This is a genomic window from Arthrobacter zhaoxinii, from assembly GCF_025244925.1.
Taxonomy (GTDB): Bacteria; Actinomycetota; Actinomycetes; order Actinomycetales; family Micrococcaceae; genus Arthrobacter_B; species Arthrobacter_B zhaoxinii.
Map to the genome: position 1 here is coordinate 225,615 of NZ_CP104275.1, position 17,856 is coordinate 243,470.

Sequence of the window (17,856 nt, forward strand, 5' to 3'; positions counted from 1 at the left end):
GTAACCATTGTTTTCCCCACGCATACCCTGTTGGTTTTGGGTGTGTGGTGCGGGTGGAAGGGTTACGGCGGTCATAGCGTGGGGGAAACGCCCGGTCCCATTCCGAACCCGGAAGCTAAGACCCACAGCGCCGATGGTACTGCATCCGGGAGGATGTGGGAGAGTAGGTCACCGCCGGACAATATTTGAAGGTTGAGCCCGTACCAGTGTTGGTACGGGCTCTTCCTGTTTAACAGCCTTGGACTCCGGTACTCGAGGGTGGCGTGCACCCCTCCTTGCAACGGCGTCGGTGGCCCAGGCCCAGGTGAGGCACTGTGTTTCTTCCGACACCCCGGACAAGTCCAGCCGGCCTGCCGTGGTCGAAATGGTCCGGAAGACGCGGTAAGATTAAGAAGCAGAAACCCGAAAGGGCAGCCTGTAATCAAAGATTTCCCGACGCATTGCCGTCGGGGCTAGGGTTACGGCGGTCATAGCGTGGGGGAAACGCCCGGTCCCATTCCGAACCCGGAAGCTAAGACCCACAGCGCCGATGGTACTGCATCCGGGAGGATGTGGGAGAGTAGGTCACCGCCGGACATACGTTGGGATAAGGATCCGCACAAGGATGTGCGGGTCCTTATCTGTTTAACTGCACCTCCCGGCCCGCTTTCCTTCGGCCGACGCTCGACCCGCTGTGGAATGTACGCAAGCATGGTCCGGTGGCCGGCGAAAACAGCAACAGTCAGGGCTTCGCTCGAGTAAATTCCGGTCCGGACCTGGACCGCACCATGTTCTTCAGCGATGCCGTCTTCGCTATCGCCATGACGCTGCTGGCCGTGGACATCCGGGTTCCACAGGTGCCGGCCAACGAGCTTGGGGCGGCCGTGGCCGCGCAGCTTCCGGAGTTCGGGGCTTACGTCCTGTCCTTTGCGGTCACCGCCGCCTATTGGCTTAGCCATCACCGGCTCTTCCGGCTCCTGAGGGGATTCACCGGCCGGCTGCAGCAGTTGAACCTGGTGCTGCTGCTGTTCGTCGCCCTGCTGGGATACGCCACCGACATGCTGGCGTTCTACGGAGACCAGGTGCTCGGCGTCGTGATTTATGCGGCGGCACTGGGGCTTATTGGCACCGCCAATACCGGGCTGTGGATTTACTGCAGCCGTGTGGGCCTTTTCCGGGATGACGTAGATCCCCGGCTTCCGGCCTTCGCGCAGGTCCGGGCCCCGGTCACCCCCGCGGTTTTCCTGGCCTCGATCCCCATTGCCCTTCTGTGGAGTCCGCAGACGGCCGCCTGGTCCTGGCTGGGAATTGTCATTATTAATGCCGCGCTCCACGGCCTCGGGCGCCGGCGAACCAGCTCGGCCTAAGCGCTCCTCAAGTGGGGCCATGGCGCCGATTCGGTGGTTTGGCCCTGCGTCGGGTAGTCTTATATCTGCTTCTACGGGAGCAAGCCTGGAGGATTCGCCTAGCGGCCTATGGCGCACGCCTGGAACGCGTGTTGGGTTAACGCCCTCGGGGGTTCAAATCCCCCATCCTCCGCCAGGACAAAGAAACACCCCGGTCTTCGGACCGGGGTGTTTCTCGTTAACCGGCAGGCTGCGTCAGGAGTGGAGCGCGGTACGCGTGGCCACCGCAATGGATCCGAACCCAAGTGCCGCCGTCGCACCGGCGAGGCCGAGGTACACCGCCGGCACGATCGTCGGAAGCGGCAGCCCCGAGACACTGACGGCTATCCCCATCAGCGGCGGCAGGGCCAGGACGGTGCCGATAACGACGGCGGCAGCGACAATCAGCAGCGACTCCGCCCCCGTCATCCGGCGCAGCTGGGTATCCGAGGCACCCAGGGACCGCAGCAGCATCATCTCCGGCCGCCGCCGCGCCGTCGCCATGACCAGTGTGTTGACCACGGAGACGGCGAGATACCCCAGCAGGACCAGCATCGCGATAACCGAGGCCCATGAGTCGGCGTTCCGTTCGGCGGCTCCGGCTGCGCTCAGCTCCTCCTTATCCAGGAGGGTCAGCCCCAGACCGTCGACGGCCGCGGCCAGTTCCCCCGGATCTGCATCCTGCTCCGCGGTGACCAGCAGATAGTCGTTCAGTCCGGTGGTGGTGTGGCTGCGCAGCGTCTCATTGGCCACCGCCACATCCCCGAATCCCAGCCCCCGCTCATACGTGGCGACGACGGCGGCAGTCGCCTCGGAGCCGTCCCCGTAGTAGAAGGCAAAGTCCTCGCCCACGGTTGTCCCTGCTTCCCGGGCAAGATCCGCGCTCAGCGCTACCGTGCCGGGTTCCACCAAGAGGTCCAGCGAACCTTCCGTCACGTCCAGATCCAGGGTCCCGCCCAGCTCCTGCGGTGCAAGACCCTGGATGGCGTACGGCTGCACGCCGTCCTCCATTCCTGCGAAGCCTGCCTTGGCGAGAACCGCGGAGCGGGCCACCGGCGACGTCGCCTCCACACCAGGCAGGTCAGCCACCTCATCAGCGAGTTCCTGGGAGACCCCGGTCCCCGGAGCACTAACCAGATACCCGGCCACCACCCCGTCACGTGACTGCCGTTCGGCTTCCGTTGCCACCGTGGCCGGCATAAAGAACTGCACGGATCCCAGTGCAATGGCCAGGGCCAGCGGAACAATCCCCGAGGCGAGCCGGCGCGGGAAAGCGGAGGCATTGGCCTGTGCCAGGGCGAGCGAAGCGGAAGGGCTGCGGCGGACCAGCGGCTGCACCAGCTTCAATGCGCCCGTCACCAGCCAGGGCCCCAGCAGGCCGGCACCGATCATCAGCAGCAGGATGCTCGAGGCGGCGGATGCCAGCCCGGCCGTGCCGGGAAGGGCAACCGGTACCAGGGCAGCGAAGAGGCCCGCACCCAGCAGGGACAGCCCGGTGATGACGCGTCCGCGGCCCAGCCGGGACGCTTCCGTCACGGACTCCCGCAGGGCCGCCGTCGGCGCCGCACGGACCGTACCCCGGGCCGAGACGAGCGAGGCACCTACCGCAGCGGTGATACTGACCGCTACGGCAGCCAGGGCCGGCAGCGGGCTGAAGGCCAGGACGAAGGTCTCCGGAAGGACCCCGCCGGCAGCGAACTGCTGGCCGAGGAACCATGCCAGCAGGTAGCCGGGCGCCGCACCCAGTACAGCGGCCGCGCCGGACACCAGCAGGACTTCACGCATGACGAGGCCCAGGGTCTGGTTGGCGCCGGCACCCACAGCGCGCAGCATCGCGAATTCGCGCCGCCGCGCCATGATGGACAGGGACAGGGTCCCGGCGGTCACGAACACCGCGGTCATAACGGCCACCCCGGCCAGCGAGCCGCTGAGCAGCAGCAGCGTGGACCGGGCGGCGGAACCGCCCAGGTTTTCCACGTCTCCGCGGCGGTCCCCGGTGTAACCGACGACGTCGGCCACCTGTGCCTCGATGTCGGCGGACAGCTGCGCCGGTCGGACACCTGATTCGGCGATGACGCCCACGGTGGCCACCGTGTCTCCGTGCGGCCACAGGGCTTCGGCTCCGGCGGTGCTGAGGAAAGCGGCAGGACCGGTGTCCACGCCCTTTTCCGGGGCGGCGAGGCCGGACACGGTGTACTCCGTGGGTTCCCCGCCGTGGGTGAGGATGAGCCTGCTGCCCGGACCCACCCCGAAGGATTCATCCACAACTACCTCCGCTGCGCCGGAGGGAGCGTCCCCGGCGGTCAACGCGTAGGGGGTCAGGGCTGCGGAGTCCCAGGCGGCGGCGGAGACGGCCGTACCGTCGGTGGCGGCCAGCGGAAGGTCGATGGTGCCGACGGCCCGGTCAACTCCGGGGACGGCCGCGATCTCGTCAATGACGTCGGCGGGAAGCAGGACACGCTCGGCGAAGGGGGCGTCCATGTCCTCCACCACCGGATGCGCCTGCGGGGCTCCCACAACGACGTCGGCCCCTTGCAGGCGCTGCGGAGCAATGCCGCCGCGGGTCCCGGATTCAATGAGGACGCCCATCGCGGTGATGAGCGCGGCGCACAGGAACACGGCTACGAAAACCCCGGCGAACCCGCCGCGGTGGTGCCGGATGGATGCTTTGGCAAGGGTCCACATGTCAGTGCTCCCCAAGGGTGGCCATGCGTTCGCTGACGTCGAGGGCGGTGGCTCCGGTCATGCTGCCGTCGAGGCGCCCGTCCGCGAGGAAAAGCACGGTGTCCGCGGATCCGGCGGCCACGGGATCATGCGTCACCATAATGACGGTCTGGCCCAGCGCCGAGACGGTGTGCCGCAGCAGGTCCAGCACCTGGCGTGCCGTGACGGAATCCAGGGCGCCGGTGGGCTCATCGGCAAAAACGGCGTCCGGACGGGTGATCAGCGCACGGGCAATGGCGGCCCGCTGCTGCTGCCCGCCGGAGAGTTCCTGCGGCTTCCGCTCGCCCAGGCCGGCCAGCCCCACCGCTTCCAACACGTAGTCCAGCCAGACGGTGTCCGTGGCCCGCCCGGCCAGCAGCAGCGGCAGCGTGACGTTCCGGGCCACGGTCAGCTGAGGGAGCAGGTTGTAGGACTGGAAGACGAAACCGACGTGGTCCCGGCGGAAACGGGTCAGGGCCTTGCGGTGCAGGTGGGAAATTTCGGTATCCCCCAGCAGCACGGTGCCGCTGTCCGGAGCATCGAGCCCGGCAGCGCATTGGAGCAGGGTGCTCTTGCCGGACCCGGAGGGCCCCATCACCGCGGTGAAGGTGCCGGCCGGAATGGCCAGGGACACCTCGCGGAGGGCCGGCACCGTGGTGTTGCCGGAACGGTAGCTTTTGGACACGCCCTGCAGCTGCAGAGCTGCGGGTCCGGAGAATTCGGAGGCGTCGGTGAACATCGGGTCATCCTTTGATCGGGCCGGGAGGGCCGGAGAGGGGAGGGGAAGAACGGGAAAACTTGCTGACTCCGACGCTACGGAGCGGGGAAAGGAGATCCGATACAGCCAACAGCCCGGTTTGGGGTATAGCTGGCTATACCGACAGCAGGAATCCGCTCGGGCATAATTCATCGGGTGAGACTCCCCGAGCGCGCCAGGACCCGAATCCGGGCTACGGGTTTCCTTGTGGTCGAGGGCGGCTACTGGTTTGTGTCCCTGGCCGTCCTGCTGGCCGGTATTGCGCTGCTTCCGTTCGTGGCCCTGGGGGTGGGCCTGTACGCGGTTCCGAGCTTCCTGGAGATCCTGAACCGTTTGGCCGCCCGGGCGCAGACCCGCTCGGCGAAGCGGGCTTCCGCCGTCATCCCCTTTGACCGGCGCCGCCTCACCGGCCGGTATTCGTTCACCGAACTGGCCGCCCTGCTGAGTGCTCCGGAAACCAAGCGGGACCTGTCGTGGCTGCTCTTCCACTGCGGGTTTGCCGTACTGGCGGCAGCGCTGGCCCTCGCGCTTCCCTTTGGTGCGGTGCTCTACGTTGCGGCGGCACCCCTGTGGCAGCTCTTCCCGCCGGACGCACCGCTGGAACTGACCATCTTCGTCCGCAGCTGGGCCGACGCCCTCCTGATGATCCTGCTGGGACTGCTGTATGCCGCCGGGGCGTGGGTGCTGCTGCCGTGGCTGGCGCGCCGGTTCAGCGAAGCCACGCTGGCCATCCTCTCGCCCCGCCGGTACGCGGACCTGGCCCGCCGGATCTCCGACCTCTCGGCCGCCCGGGCCAGCGCCCTGGCCGCCCACGCGGCGGAACTGCGCCGGATTGAACGCGAACTGCACGACGGCGCGCAGAACCGGCTGGTCGGCGTCGTGATGATGCTGGGACTCGCCCAGCGCGCCGCCGAAACCGACCCGGCTGCTGCCGTGCCGTTCCTCGGACGGGCACAGGACGCCGCCTCCGAGGCGCTCGCCGGGCTGCGCGCGGCTGTCCACGACATTTATCCGCCGATCCTGGACGAACTCGGTCTGGGCGGTGCAGCCTCCGCCCTCACCAGCCGCTCGCCCGTCCCGTGTTCCCTGAACGTGGAGGGCCTGCTCCGCGCTCCCGCCGCGGTGGAATCCGCGGCCTACTTTGTCCTCGCCGAAGCCCTGACCAACGCAGCCAAGCATTCCAACGCGTCACGGATCGACGTGGTGCTGCGGACCGAATCCACCCCGCGGGGAGATGTCCTGGTGGTCCTGGTGAACGACGACGGCCGGGGCGGCGCGACGGTGGACCCGGCAGAAACTGCCGGCACCGGGCTGGCCGGCATCGCCCGCCGCGCGGCGGCTTTCGGCGGCAGGCTGGTGCTGAACAGTCCCGACGGCGGACCAACAAACCTAAGGGTGGAACTGCCATGCGCCTTCTGATCGCCGAAGATGATGCCCTGCTGCGGGCGGGACTCAAACTGCTGCTCGAGAGCGAAGGCTTCGACGTGGTGGGTTCCTGGGACAACGCCGATGACCTGCTCGCCGCCTTCGCGCCCGGCAGCGCCGACGGCGCCGTGTTGGACGTCCGGATGCCGCCGACCTTCACCAACGAGGGGCTGCGGGCCGCCCTGGAACTGCGCTCCCGGGTGCCGGACTTTCCGGTGCTGGTCCTCTCCGCCTATGTGGAGGACCGCTATGCCAGCCGGCTGCTCGCCTCCGGCGCCCAGGGGGTGGGCTACCTGCTGAAGGAACGCGTGGGCAACGTCGGCGAATTCGTGGACGGCCTGCGGCGCGTGGCCGCCGGCGGGACCGTGATGGACCCGGAGGTCATTGCCCAGCTGTTCAGCCGCCGCAGCAGCCAGGACCCCGTCCGCGCACTGACCCCGCGGGAATTCGAAGTGCTCGGGCTGGTGGCCGAAGGGCTGGGGAACACCGCCATTGCCTCGGCCATTTCCGTGTCCGAAACCGCTGTCAGCAAACACATTGGCAACATCTTCGCGAAACTCGGACTCGCCCAGTCGGACAGCGGCCACCGCCGGGTGCTGGCCACCCTGGCGTACCTGCGCTCCTGACCGCCCGCCGGCCTACCCGCATGCAGGTTTCGTCCCGGGTCTTGTTTCCCGGACGGCACCGGTGACAAGGTGTGATGCACTACAGCCGGGCGCAGGAGGACACACGTGGAACAGGGCGGCGGAAAGGTAGCGCTGATCACCGGTGCTTCACGGGGGATCGGCCGGCGCGTGGCGGAGCGCCTCGCGGCGCAGGGAACCGCCGTCGTCGTCAGTTACCGCCGCAACGCGGAGATGGCCAAGGACGTGGTGGCCCGGCTGCAGGAACTCGGCGGCGGCGGCATCGCGGTGCAGGCGGACGTGGAGAACCCCGAAGACATTGTCACGCTCTTTGATGCGGCAGCGGACGAATACGGCCGGCTGGACTACTTCATCAACAGCGCCGCCGCTGCCGCGTTCAAGAACGTGGTGGACCTGAAAACCCACCACCTGGACCGCGCCTACGCCGTGAATGTGCGTCCCTTTGTCCTGGGCGCGCAGGAGGCGGTGAAGTTGATGGACGACGGCGGCCGCATAGTTGCGCTGACCAGCTACGGCAGCACCCGGGCCTTTCCCACCTATGCGGCGCTCGGCTCCTACAAAGCCGCCGTGGAGTCCTTCGTCCGGTTTATGGCGGTGGAATTCGGTCCCTACGGCATCACCGTTAACGCGGTGAACGGCGGCCTGATCGAGTCCGATTCCCTGGACTACTTCTACTCCATGGACGGCATGGCCCCGATGGACAGCGTCATTTCCCGGCTCCCCGCCCGCCGTCCGGGCACCGTCGACGAGATGGCTGCCGCAGTGGAGTTCCTGCTCTCCGAAGGAGCCGGATACATCACCGGGCAGGTCCTGGCGGTCGACGGCGGCCTGTCGGTCATCGCCCCGCCGTTCCATTCCGAGGCGTCCGGTCCGCCGGTCGCATTGCCGGAGAAGCCCACCCGGGGCGGCAGCCGGTAACCAAGCCGTACGGATTGAAAGGAAGCATCAGTGAGCTACGATCCCGCCCGCTACCGGAACTACTTCGAACACTCCCTGACCTACGCCGCCGGGTTCTCCCGCAACGTGGCGCGGTACGCAGACCGGGTTGCCCTGGCCGATCCGGTGACGGGCCGGGACTTCACGTACGCCCAGCTGGGGGAGGCCGTGAACTCCGTGGCCCGTGCCCTGGCCGAACGCGGCGTCGGGCGCGGGGACCGGGTGCTCTACCAGCTCTACAACAGTGTTGAGTTCGCTCTGCTGTACCTGGCCACCCAGCGGCTGGGGGCGGTGAGCGTTCCGGTGAACTACCGGCTGGCTCCCGCGGAAACCGCGCACATCCTGAAGGACAGCGATCCGGCGGTGTTTATCGTGGACGCCGAGCACACCGATGCCGCGGCGCAGGCACTGGAGCTGGCCGGGGTGTCGCCGGTCGTCCTGGTGGCCGGCGGCGGCGATTCCACGCAGTGGGGGATGGGATCGGGGCAGCTGGGACAGGACTTCGACGCCGCCGTCGACGCCGCGACCGGGGACCTGCCCGAGCTCCCCGCGGACTTCTCCACCTTCGAGGAAAGCACCCGCTTCTACACCTCGGGCACCACGGGCATGCCCAAGGGGGTGCCGCTGCCGTCCATCGCCGAGCTGATGAGCGCCCACGACGTGATTATGCACTTTCCGCTCAGTCCGTCCGACCGCACCCTGAACATGACCCCGTGGTTCCACCGCGGCGGCCTGCACTCCGGCGGGCCCAACCCCGTGTTCTACATCGGCGGGTCCGTGGTCCCGCTGCGCAGCTTTAACCCGGCAACGGTGCTGGACTGGGTGGGGGAGCAGGGGCTGACCTATCTGATCGGTGCACCGACCACCCTGGAGATGATCGCCGTCGAGCAGGAAAAGAACCCGCGGAACCTGGAGACCCTGCGCGGCATCGTGACTATGGGTGCACCCCTGGACCGCGCCGCCGCCATCCGGTACCAGGAACTGCTCACGCCCCGGATCTTCAACGGCTACGGAACCACCGAGGGCTTCTGGAACACGTTCCTGCGGCCCGAGGACCTCCCTGCCCATGCCGGCAGCGCCGGGCGCGCATGTACGGACGACGACGTCGCCGTCGTCCGCGTGTTTGAAGGCCGGCGCGGGCAGCCGCACGAACTGGCCGCCCGGGACGGCAGCGAAATCGGCGAGGTGATTATGCGCTCGCCGAAATCCGGGTTCAGCTATGCCAACCTGCCGCATGTGGAGGAGGAGAAGTTCCACGACGGGTGGCTCTACCCCGGGGATATGGCGACCTGGGATGCGGAAGGCTACCTGACCATCATGGGCCGGACGGATGACATGATCATTTCCGGCGGGGAGAACATTCATCCGGTGCAGGTGGAAGCCGCGCTCGCGGACCATCCCGGCGTCCTCGAATCCGTCGTCGTGGGAGTGCCGGATGACCGGTGGGGCCAGCGTGTGGTGGCGTACGTGGTGCGCCGCGACGCGGAGCTCGACGCCGACGGGCTGGACGCGTTCTGCCTAGCCCATCCCGGGCTGGCCGATTTCAAGCGGCCCCGGGGCTACCGTTTTGTCGACGAGGTCCCGATGACCGCCACTGGAAAGAAAATGCACTACAAGGTGGCGGATTCCGCGGCGCAGGACTGGCTGGACGGCCGGATGCACGTCCCGGCGCCGGCCCGGAAGGCGGACTAGATGGACGAGCGCGTGGTCATCACCGGCATGGGGGCGGTGACACCGCTCGGCGGCACCTGGGGCGAAACCTGGGCGGGGCTGAAGGACGGGCGCAGCGGCATCGACAAAATCACCGCCTTCGATGCCACGGAGTTCCCCACCCGGATTGCCGGCGAAGTGAAGAACTTCGATCCGGCACAGTACCTGCCGGTCAAGCGCCTGCACCGGTCCTCCCGCGCCTCCCAGCTGGCGGTGGCGGCCTCACGCGAGGCAGTGGCCGACGCCGGACTTGGCACCTCCCTGGAAGACACCGACGCGGGGGTGATCATCAACAGTGCTGTCTCCGGATATCCGGAAATCCAGGCCGCCACGGAGATCTTCGGCCGTGACGGGCTGCGCCGCATCAGCCCCAGCTTCGTGGCATCGTCCCTGACGAACATGCCGGCCTGCGAGGTCGCCATCGATCTGGCGGTCCACGGTCCGGTGAACGCCAGCGCTCTGGCCTGCGCCAGCGGAACCTCCGCCCTGCTCGAGGCACGCCGCACCCTGCTGTCCGGCGACGCCGACGTAGTGGTGGCCGGCGGAACCGATGCGGCCATTACGTCGGTGATGTTCGCCGGGCTCAGCGCCATGCGCGGGTTGTCCCGGAACAATGATTCGCCGCAGGAGGCCAGCCGTCCCTTCGACGCGGACCGGGACGGGTTTGTTTTCGCCGAAGGAGCGGTGGTGTGTGTGCTGGAACTGCTCAGCCATGCCCGTGCCCGCGGCGCCGAGGTGTATGCGGAGCTGCTGGGCGGCGCGCTGACGTCCGATGCTTTCCACATTGTTGCTCCGGAACCCGGCGGACAGTACGCGGCTGAAGCCATCTGCCGCACGCTGGACCGGTCCCGGCTGAACCCGGAGGACGTGGACCTGATCTGTGCCCACGGAACCTCTACGCAGGCCAATGACCGGACCGAAACTCTAGCCCTGCACACCGCCTTCGGCGAGCACGCGCCGTCGCTCGCGGTTACTGCACCCAAGTCCATGACAGGGCACCTGATCGGCGCGGCGGGCACGCTCGGGTCCCTGTTGTGCGCGATGGCGATCGGCGAGGGTGTCATTCCGCCCACCCTGAACTACAGCACACCGGATCCGGAATGCGATCTGGACTATGTTCCCGGCCCGGCCCGCGAATCACCGGTCCGCTATGCGCTTACCAACGCGTTCGGTTTCGGCGGCCAAAACGCTGTGGCGGCGTTCGGGCCTGTCTGAGGTGCGTTCCGGCCGCCGGAGCCGTCTACTTGCAGTAGTAGTCGAGCCCGGCCTCGTAGGCTTCCGGGTAGAACTCCATGGCCAGGTCATACGTAGCTTCACTCCACTCGGCGTCCCGACTACTCCAGGCCGATCTTATGTAGTCCGTACTGAACTCGGGTTCCAGGCGGGAGTTCCAGATGTTCCGCTTTATCGGTGACGAATGCAGCCAACGGTCCGGTTCGCCGGTGCAGGCGGCGTCCCAGTACTCCACAAGATCTTCATAGACCATACCGACGGCCAGTCTTCTGCCGTTATCCTTCGCGGCCTCGTCGAGAACCCAGTCGGTGTACTGCTGGGCATGCTCCCGGACGCCGGGATCCACGATGTGATCGGTTTCGTGCTCTTGCGTGTAGGCCGCCGCCTCGCGGTGGTCGACGACGGCTTTTTCCCCCACCCGGTCCAGGTAGGCCTGGACTTCCGGCGACGTCATCACCGGGCTGTTCCAGAAGGCCTCGTAATCCTCCGCCGTCAGCTGCCCCGCGGCGTTGGGGTGTGTCTTCAAGGATTCCAGCAGCATATCTGCCTCATGGGTAACCGAGATCAAGAGGTCCATATCGCCCGGATTGCTGCTCTCCGGCGGTATCGGGAATGTGCAGAAGTGGGGGAGGGCGGCTTCAAAGGCAGCCGGGTAGACCTTGGCCACCAGGTTGGTTGCCTGCCTCCTATACTCGTCGGATCCCCGCAGCGACAGGACCTGGGGGTGGGTGGTAGTCCAGTTTCGAATGGGATGACCGTTGACCTGGTAAGAGACATCGTCCACGTCCCAGCGGTGGCAGGTCTCTCGGGACAGCTGTGCCAAGTCGTCATAGACCGCCCCCTTCGCACCCTCGACCGTGCCGTGTGAGAGGAGGTCGGCTATCTCGTCCACGGCGGCTTGGGCGTTGGCACGTTTGGCTGGGTCTACGATCGTGTCCACGTTGTAGCCCATGTGCTTCACGTCCTCCTGGAGACGCGCCTTCCATCCCTCGTTGATGACGTCCAGCAGCGCAAGGGCGTCCGGGGTGTTCAGGGCAGGTTCAGCCCAGAAGGCCGCGTAGTCCTCTTCGCTGATGTCTGCGGGGAGCGGGTCCGAGGCGTAATGCACAGTGCTGCGTGAGGCCACCACTACGTAGCCTTCCGCCCGGGAATCCTCGGCGGCCTGGGTATACGTCAAGTACTCGACCCACAGGTAGGCAGCGACAAGCGCGGTGACCACAAAGAGGCTCACGAGGGTTACGACGATCATCCTCAGGCGGCCGGGACCGCGCTTCTGGGGAGGAGCCAGATAGTCAGGCAGCACGATTGGATGTTCGCTCATCGTGCTGCCTCTCAGTAGGGGTGATTCCCGCTGAGGAAGCCTACCGCACGGACGGGGCTAGCTCCGGCTCGACGTCGGCCGCTGCCGGCTTCTTCCGGTTCCCGGCGTTCACGGCCTTGGCCGCCAGCCACACCGACACGGCACCGAGGGCAAGCCCGGCAACCACGTCCAGCACGTAATGCCAGCCGAAGTAGACCGTGGCCAGGGTGGTCAGCAGGACGTAGATCCACATAATCCAGCGGGCCACCTTGGGCAGGCGGGTCAGGTGGGCCACCAAAGCGGCGGTAAAGACGATGGAGGTGTGCAGAGAAGCGAACGCTGCAATGCCGTGGACGGAGTCGGTTGCGAACGGGTTCGCCAGCACCTCGATCCGGTTCTCATACAGGGAGTCCTGCAGGGATGAAACGGCAGTTTCCGGCAGGTCGCTGAACGGGGCGGCGTCGTAGTAGATCGGGCCCATGGACGGCAGGGCGTAGTAGCTGACGGTGCCCAGGATCCAGTTGAAGGACAGGGCCGTGGCGTACCAGGCGCCGCGCTGCAGGTTGTCGGACCACACCAAAGCTGCGGCGAGGGAAACGGGAACAAAGACCATAAAGAGCATGTAGACGCCGGAGAGCAGATCGGCGCTGAAACCGGTGCCGAGCAGTTCATGCAGGACGTCGCCGGGGAAGTTCCCTCCGGCCAGCCACATGTCCGTGTCCTCCAGCATCGGGTCCGTCAGGTGATCCTGCAGGAAGGGCAGGAAGCTCTTCAGGTTCCGGTAGGACATGTAGGCCAGATAGAAGGTGATCAGTCCCGCCACGGCCACCGCCAGGCGGGATCCGGACCAACGTGTGCGCAGCACATCGGTGGTCGCGGCCCTCAGCCCGCCCAGCTCACGCCGTCGGGCAATGGCCCGGGGAATGACGTCAGCGGCGATCATCAGGAGCACAATCAGCGGCAGGCGGACGTAGCTCGGCCCCAGGAACCCGTCAGGATCACGGACGGGGAGGTCCGCTACTACGGCGGCCACCAGCATGAGCACAGTAAAGGCAGCTGAAACAAAGAGGGGGACGCCGAAGAGGCGGCGCCAGGCAGGGCGGACGGAGCCGGCTTCGATAGTCATGAGACATTTTTATCCCAAGATCGGTATAAACCTGTTATCGGGAGGCCGCTACCATCAGTATGCTTTCGGTCACACCTGTTGCCGTTTCCGTCCGCCCTCTGGTTAAGATGCCTGTGCTTAGCCGGTTCCTACTTGTTAAGTGCTGCGTCGAGCTGTTCCTGGAGGGCGCCGTAATCGACGGAGTCCAGTTCGAGGACCTGGTTGTCGAGGATCAGTGAGGGTGTGCCGGGGAGCTGGAGATCCTGGGAATCCTCCAGATCCCGAGCCACCCGATCCCTCACGGCATCCGAGGCGTAATCGGCGCGGAACTTCTCGATGTCCAGTCCGAGGTCCTCGGCATAGGAGACGAAGACGTCCTCGAGGTCCTCCGTGTTGGCGGCCTTCCAGTCCTGCTGGTGCTCGAAGACGGACGCAGCCATCTGCTCCAGGGCGCCCTGTTCTGCGGCGGCTTCCACGGCGCGGGCCGCCGGTGCTGCATTCTGGTGCTTGGGCAGGGGGTAGTTCCGTACGAGGATACGGACGTCATCTCCGTAGTCCTTCTTGGCCTGCTGGATCACTGTGTCCATCTGAGCGCAGTAGGGGCACTGGTAGTCGGTGAACAGCACCAGGGTGGCTTTGGGGTCAGCGGGGTTGGTGATTGCCCTAGCGTCCGCGGGGGCCACTTTGTCCAGGCGGTCGGCCGGGATGGACGTTTCTACCGACGGGCTGGCTGATGCTTCCGCCGTTGCAGTTCCTCCTGTAGTAGGTTCCTGGTCCGCGCAGGAGACCACCGTGCCGGTGGCGATCAGCCCGGACATTACCAAGGCGAGGATACGCTTGCGCATGATTCCTTTCGGCGAGGTGTCAGGGGTTTGCGGATCGGCGCGCTGTACGGGCCTGCGGTAGCGACTGCCGCTGCGGTAGCGGTTCCCGCTACGAGGCTCTGCTGCGCCCACTATTTTCGATGCTCCCACCGGATCCGGCGGCCCGGTAGCCTGCAATCGGGCATGGGTTTATATGCTTTTGATATGGCTTCTTCCTGGCCGAACCTGCAGGTGCTGGAATTGTTCGTTGCCGTTGTGGACGAAGGCAGCGTGGCTTCCGGGGCGCGGAAACTGGGTATGGCCCAGTCCAATGCGAGCCGGTCCATTGCCGAGTTGGAAGCGGAGTTGAAGATTGCCCTGCTGGAACGCAGTCCCCGCGGATCGGTGCCCACCGCAATGGGACGGCTGCTCGCAGATTCAGCCCGGGAACTTCTGGACGCGGCTCGGCACTTCAACGACGTGATGCGTAGCGGCCGCAGCGGCGAGGCGATGGAGCTTCGGGTGGGTGCCAGCCTCACTATCGCGGACATGCTGTTGCCCGCCTGGCTTGCCGAGCTGAGGCGGCGGCTGCCGCAGGCCCGCGTCGATGTTCGGGTGGAGAACTCGGCGCAGGTTATCGAGGAAGTGAAGCAGGGCACGCTCCAGCTGGGGTTTGTCGAGACTCCGAATCTTCCGGTGCGGCTGAACGCTTTGGTGGTCCGTGAGGATGAGCTGGTGGTGGTGGTTTCGCCGACTCACGAGTGGGCCGACCGTACCCGGATCAGCCTGCAGGAATTGGCGGAGACACCTTTGGTGGTTCGGGAACCCGGGTCCGGTACCCGCGAAGCGCTGCAGGAGGTACTTGCCGGGTACGACGTCGTCGAGCCGGCCCAGGTGCTCAACAGCAATGCTGCAGTGCGGGTTGCTGTTGCTGCCGGCGCCGGTCCTGCGGTGTTGAGCGAACTGGTGGTGCGCGACCAGCTCGCCAGCGGGGAGCTGCTGCGGGTTCCTTTCGAAGGTGAGGGAATCACCCGTCCCTTGACGGCCGTGTGGTCGGGTCCCCGTCGGTTGACCGGAGTTGCGGCCGAGCTTGTGGCCGTGGCGGCTGGTCGGGCTTAGCGGTACTCGTACTGCCAAGTTCAGAGGGTCAGGAGGTAGCCTTCGCCACTGGGGTCTCGGCCACGCACAGGACGCCTGTGTTGCCGTCCTGGTCCGCGATCACGGTGAGCGACGGCGAACTGCTGTCATCCACGACGGTTCCCCCTGCGGCCACGGCAGCGTTGATTCGTTGCCCGGCCACCTCGGGCGCCACATAGACCTCGATGTGGAACCGCTGACTCTCGTGGTCGTTGGCGTCGCCGAACCACAGGTTCGGTATCCGCCCCGTGGGATCCCGGATCTCGTCGCTGGGCGACCCGTGGCCCTGGGCATCCGCGTTGCCGGTCAGCAGGGCGGCCCACACCGGGGCGATGGCCGCGGAGTGTGCCGTGTCGAGGCCGAGTTCAAGGACGCTGGCCGAGGCCGGGTCGGCGTCGATCTGGTGGTCCGCAGCGATTTCGGTAATCACTCGCGCGAGGTCAACATCCTGTTGGGTGACCCATTCGACGACGTGTTCGGTGCCCTCGTTGTCACGGTAAATGGCGTCGGCGCTGACCAGTTTGAGGTCGATGTGCCCCTTGCCCATCGACTTGCCCATCGACACGCTCGGGTGGTGTCCGAGCGCAGTGCCCGCCTCACCTACCGCGGTGACAAACCGTGCTCCGGCGCCGAAGTCATCGACCAGATAGCGGGCGTGCAGTCCTTGGGCCAGCTTGCGCCAATCGGTCAGCTTGGCCTCTGCGATCGCCGCACCCGACAACATGTCTCTGTTCCGTGACTTGAAGTGTGAATCAGCTGCAACGTTCGAGCTCGTCATCTTTGAGTGCCTCCTCTACGTGTGCGAACAGTAAATCCGGTGTCGGAGGGCTCTACAAGGGAAATCAGCCCCGGAAACCGTGTCATTTACCGCCGTGGCTGGCAGCTATAAGTGGTTCCCGTCGGTTCGCCTCAGGGTGGGGGCGCCCACGCATGAATAGTTGTACCGTCATGGACCGGGGGCTGCTTAGAACGGTGGTGCGGGTTCCGGCTCAGTTTCCTTCTGGTTTGCCCATCCTTGGTCCTTTCGCGGGTCCGATGCCGTGGCCGGTGGTCCCAGTTCCAGAAAGGGTTCTGTCCGGTAGATGCGCCCGGTCGGCGAGGTCCACTCAATGACTCCGGGGGTCGGTTGGCATGCTGTCCAGTAGCCGAGTGTCTTGAACCGGTGGTGTCGTCGGCAAAGGTGCTCCAGGTTTCCGTGGTCCGTGGGGCCGCCTTGTGCCCAGTCTGTGGTGTGGTCGATGTCCGCGTTCGCGGTGCTGACCCGGCAGCCGGGGAACCTGCAGGTTCCGTCCCTTGCGCGGAGCCAGCGTCTGAGGCCGGCCGGAACTTTCCGGCGCCGTCCTACTCCGAGGATTTCTCCGGTCTGCGGGTTTTGGGCGAGTCCGGTCCAACCGACGGCGTTCCGGGCCAGCCGGCGGGCAGCTTCGGCGCTGATGGGTCCGTAACCGTGCAGTTCGGCCGGCCGGTCGTCTGCGCCAAAGAGTGTCTCGGCGTTGATGAGGACCATGATCTCTGCCCGTGGCACGATGCTGCCGTCGTCACAACCGGTCCCGCCAGCACCGGCCTTCCCAGTCCCGCCGGCGCTTGCCTTCCCGGATGCACTGCCGCCGCCCATCACATGGCCACTGTCGATTTGTGTTGAGCGGAGGCCACCCATCAGCAGCTGGGCGAGGATGTCCGCACGCAGCTGGTCCGTGGTCCGGCTATCGCCGGCTACCTGTTCGCCACGTGCTGCGGTACTGAGGGTCGTGTAGATCTGCTGTGCTTCCGCGGCCCGCAGGTACGCGGACAGGCAGGACATGCCGTCCTCTTCCCGGTCCAGAGTGACTTTGCGCTGCTCGAACGCGGTCAGATGCCGTTTGCTGATGGTGTCCGGATACTTTTTCTCCCGCAGACGACGCGCCCGTGCGGAGAACTGGGACCGGGTCTGGCCCTCTGCTGCCTTCAGCAGGTCACTCTCTAATTCCGGTAATGCACCCGCTGGCACGTTTTGGCACTGGTCCAGCACGACCTGTGCGTGCTGGTAACTAAGCTGTCCTTCTTCCAATGCGGTCAGGGTAGCGGTATGCGAAGTGCAGAGACTGGTCGCTTCAGTGAGGAGCCGCTGACCGGTGACCTCCGGAATTTTCAGGATGGCCGCGCATTCGGAAGCTGCGAGGCTAAAGGCCATCCCCGGTTCGATTCGTTCGGAAGGGGTATATCTGTCATCCCGGAAGAGCTCACCCATGCGGTTGACCAGGCGGGCTTCCAGGGCGTGCACCCAGGACATCAAATGCGCGACCTGGGACAGGGCTTCGCCGACCGTTGCTCCGTCGAAGGCTTCAAGGTTCTGCAACGCCAATGTTCCGGTAAAACCGTCCGGATACCCCTCGGCAGGACTGCCGGATTGAGAGGCGTCGGAAGCAGCGGTCCCGGCGTCGGATGTGTCCGCGTCAGCAGTCTCAGCAGGATCAGCAGCCAGTTCAGCCCGGTATACCGACAGGGTGCAGGGCTTGCGGGACGCATCTGCTTCACCAGTCTGCCCTGTAGGCTGCTGGTCTTCGCTGCCTGGTTCTTCGGTTATCCGTCCGGTGTTCCCGAGCTGATCCATACCCTCAGGATTTCATCCGGCACTGACATTTCCGGCCCAAAAAGTGGCTCCAAATGGTGCCTTGGAGAACCTAAAATACCTGTCTTTTAAGCGCGACTACCTGCCCATAAACGACAACTCCGGGAGGGCTCCCGGCGCATCCCAGATTA

Annotated in this window: 14 protein-coding genes, 1 tRNA gene and 2 rRNA genes; 10 read left to right on the forward strand and 7 right to left on the reverse strand. The window is 66.1% G+C overall.

Annotation, left to right across the window (positions count from 1 at the left end; genetic code table 11):
• Positions 1-63: 63 nt before the first annotated feature.
• The 4 genes from rrf (N2K95_RS01130) (at position 64) to N2K95_RS01145 (ending at position 1,521) form a co-directional block, all read left to right on the forward strand.
• Positions 64-180: ribosomal RNA gene (rrf, locus tag N2K95_RS01130) — 5S ribosomal RNA — on the forward strand.
• Positions 181-459: 279 nt separating this feature from the next.
• Positions 460-576 (forward strand): 5S ribosomal RNA (rrf, locus tag N2K95_RS01135).
• Positions 577-698: 122 nt separating this feature from the next.
• On the forward strand, positions 699-1,346 hold the full coding sequence (locus tag N2K95_RS01140) for a TMEM175 family protein (protein WP_260652544.1): 648 nt from the start codon (positions 699-701) through the stop codon (positions 1,344-1,346).
• A gap of 87 nt (positions 1,347-1,433) precedes the next feature.
• Positions 1,434-1,521: transfer RNA gene (locus N2K95_RS01145), tRNA-Ser, on the forward strand.
• A 59-nt stretch (positions 1,522-1,580) separates the two neighbouring features.
• Here N2K95_RS01145 and N2K95_RS01150 read toward each other — a convergent pair.
• Complete coding sequence (locus N2K95_RS01150; RefSeq protein WP_260652545.1) at positions 1,581-4,049, reverse strand: FtsX-like permease family protein; 2,469 nt, start codon at positions 4,047-4,049, stop codon at positions 1,581-1,583.
• Position 4,050: 1 nt separating this feature from the next.
• Positions 4,051-4,806 carry an ABC transporter ATP-binding protein gene (locus N2K95_RS01155; RefSeq protein ID WP_260652546.1) on the reverse strand — a complete coding sequence of 252 codons (756 nt, stop codon included), beginning with the start codon at positions 4,804-4,806 and terminating at the stop codon, positions 4,051-4,053.
• A 174-nt stretch (positions 4,807-4,980) separates the two neighbouring features.
• On the opposite strand from N2K95_RS01155, the gene N2K95_RS01160 reads away from it, so the two are divergent.
• The 5 genes from N2K95_RS01160 (at position 4,981) to N2K95_RS01180 (ending at position 10,754) form a co-directional block, all read left to right on the forward strand.
• Positions 4,981-6,243, forward strand: coding sequence for a sensor histidine kinase (locus tag N2K95_RS01160; RefSeq protein ID WP_260652547.1), 1,263 nt, complete (start codon positions 4,981-4,983; stop codon positions 6,241-6,243).
• Positions 6,231-6,875, forward strand: a complete 645-nt coding sequence (locus N2K95_RS01165) for a response regulator (RefSeq protein WP_260652548.1) — start codon at positions 6,231-6,233, stop codon at positions 6,873-6,875. Before N2K95_RS01160 ends, N2K95_RS01165 begins: the two co-directional genes overlap by 13 nt.
• Before the next feature lie 105 nt (positions 6,876-6,980).
• Positions 6,981-7,811, forward strand: a complete 831-nt coding sequence (locus N2K95_RS01170) for an SDR family oxidoreductase (protein WP_260652549.1) — start codon at positions 6,981-6,983, stop codon at positions 7,809-7,811.
• Positions 7,812-7,841: 30 nt separating this feature from the next.
• The gene (locus tag N2K95_RS01175; protein WP_260652550.1) at positions 7,842-9,521 is read left to right on the forward strand and encodes a class I adenylate-forming enzyme family protein; all 1,680 of its coding nucleotides are present in this window, start codon (positions 7,842-7,844) and stop codon (positions 9,519-9,521) included.
• Complete coding sequence (locus tag N2K95_RS01180; RefSeq protein WP_260652551.1) at positions 9,522-10,754, forward strand: beta-ketoacyl-[acyl-carrier-protein] synthase family protein; 1,233 nt, start codon at positions 9,522-9,524, stop codon at positions 10,752-10,754.
• A gap of 25 nt (positions 10,755-10,779) precedes the next feature.
• On the opposite strand, the gene N2K95_RS01185 is transcribed toward N2K95_RS01180, so the two are convergent.
• The 3 genes from N2K95_RS01185 to N2K95_RS01195 all read right to left on the reverse strand — a co-directional run bounded on the left by N2K95_RS01185 (position 10,780) and on the right by N2K95_RS01195 (position 14,022).
• Complete coding sequence (locus N2K95_RS01185; protein ID WP_260652552.1) at positions 10,780-12,093, reverse strand: hypothetical protein; 1,314 nt, start codon at positions 12,091-12,093, stop codon at positions 10,780-10,782.
• A gap of 40 nt (positions 12,094-12,133) precedes the next feature.
• Positions 12,134-13,198 carry a phosphatase PAP2 family protein gene (locus tag N2K95_RS01190; protein WP_260652553.1) on the reverse strand — a complete coding sequence of 355 codons (1,065 nt, stop codon included), beginning with the start codon at positions 13,196-13,198 and terminating at the stop codon, positions 12,134-12,136.
• A 128-nt stretch (positions 13,199-13,326) separates the two neighbouring features.
• A complete protein-coding gene (locus N2K95_RS01195; protein WP_260652554.1) occupies positions 13,327-14,022 on the reverse strand; it encodes a DsbA family protein in 696 nt (231 codons plus the stop codon).
• A gap of 183 nt (positions 14,023-14,205) precedes the next feature.
• Here N2K95_RS01195 and N2K95_RS01200 point away from each other — a divergent pair, with 183 nt between their 5' ends.
• A complete protein-coding gene (locus N2K95_RS01200; protein ID WP_260652555.1) occupies positions 14,206-15,099 on the forward strand; it encodes a LysR family transcriptional regulator in 894 nt (297 codons plus the stop codon).
• A 28-nt stretch (positions 15,100-15,127) separates the two neighbouring features.
• Here N2K95_RS01200 and N2K95_RS01205 read toward each other — a convergent pair whose 3' ends face one another.
• A complete protein-coding gene (locus tag N2K95_RS01205; protein ID WP_260652556.1) occupies positions 15,128-15,895 on the reverse strand; it encodes a VOC family protein in 768 nt (255 codons plus the stop codon).
• Positions 15,896-16,081: 186 nt separating this feature from the next.
• Positions 16,082-17,707 (reverse strand): HNH endonuclease signature motif containing protein, encoded by a 1,626-nt coding sequence (locus N2K95_RS01210; RefSeq protein WP_260652557.1) that lies wholly within the window; start codon positions 17,705-17,707, stop codon positions 16,082-16,084.
• Between the last annotated feature and the right edge of the window lie 149 nt (positions 17,708-17,856).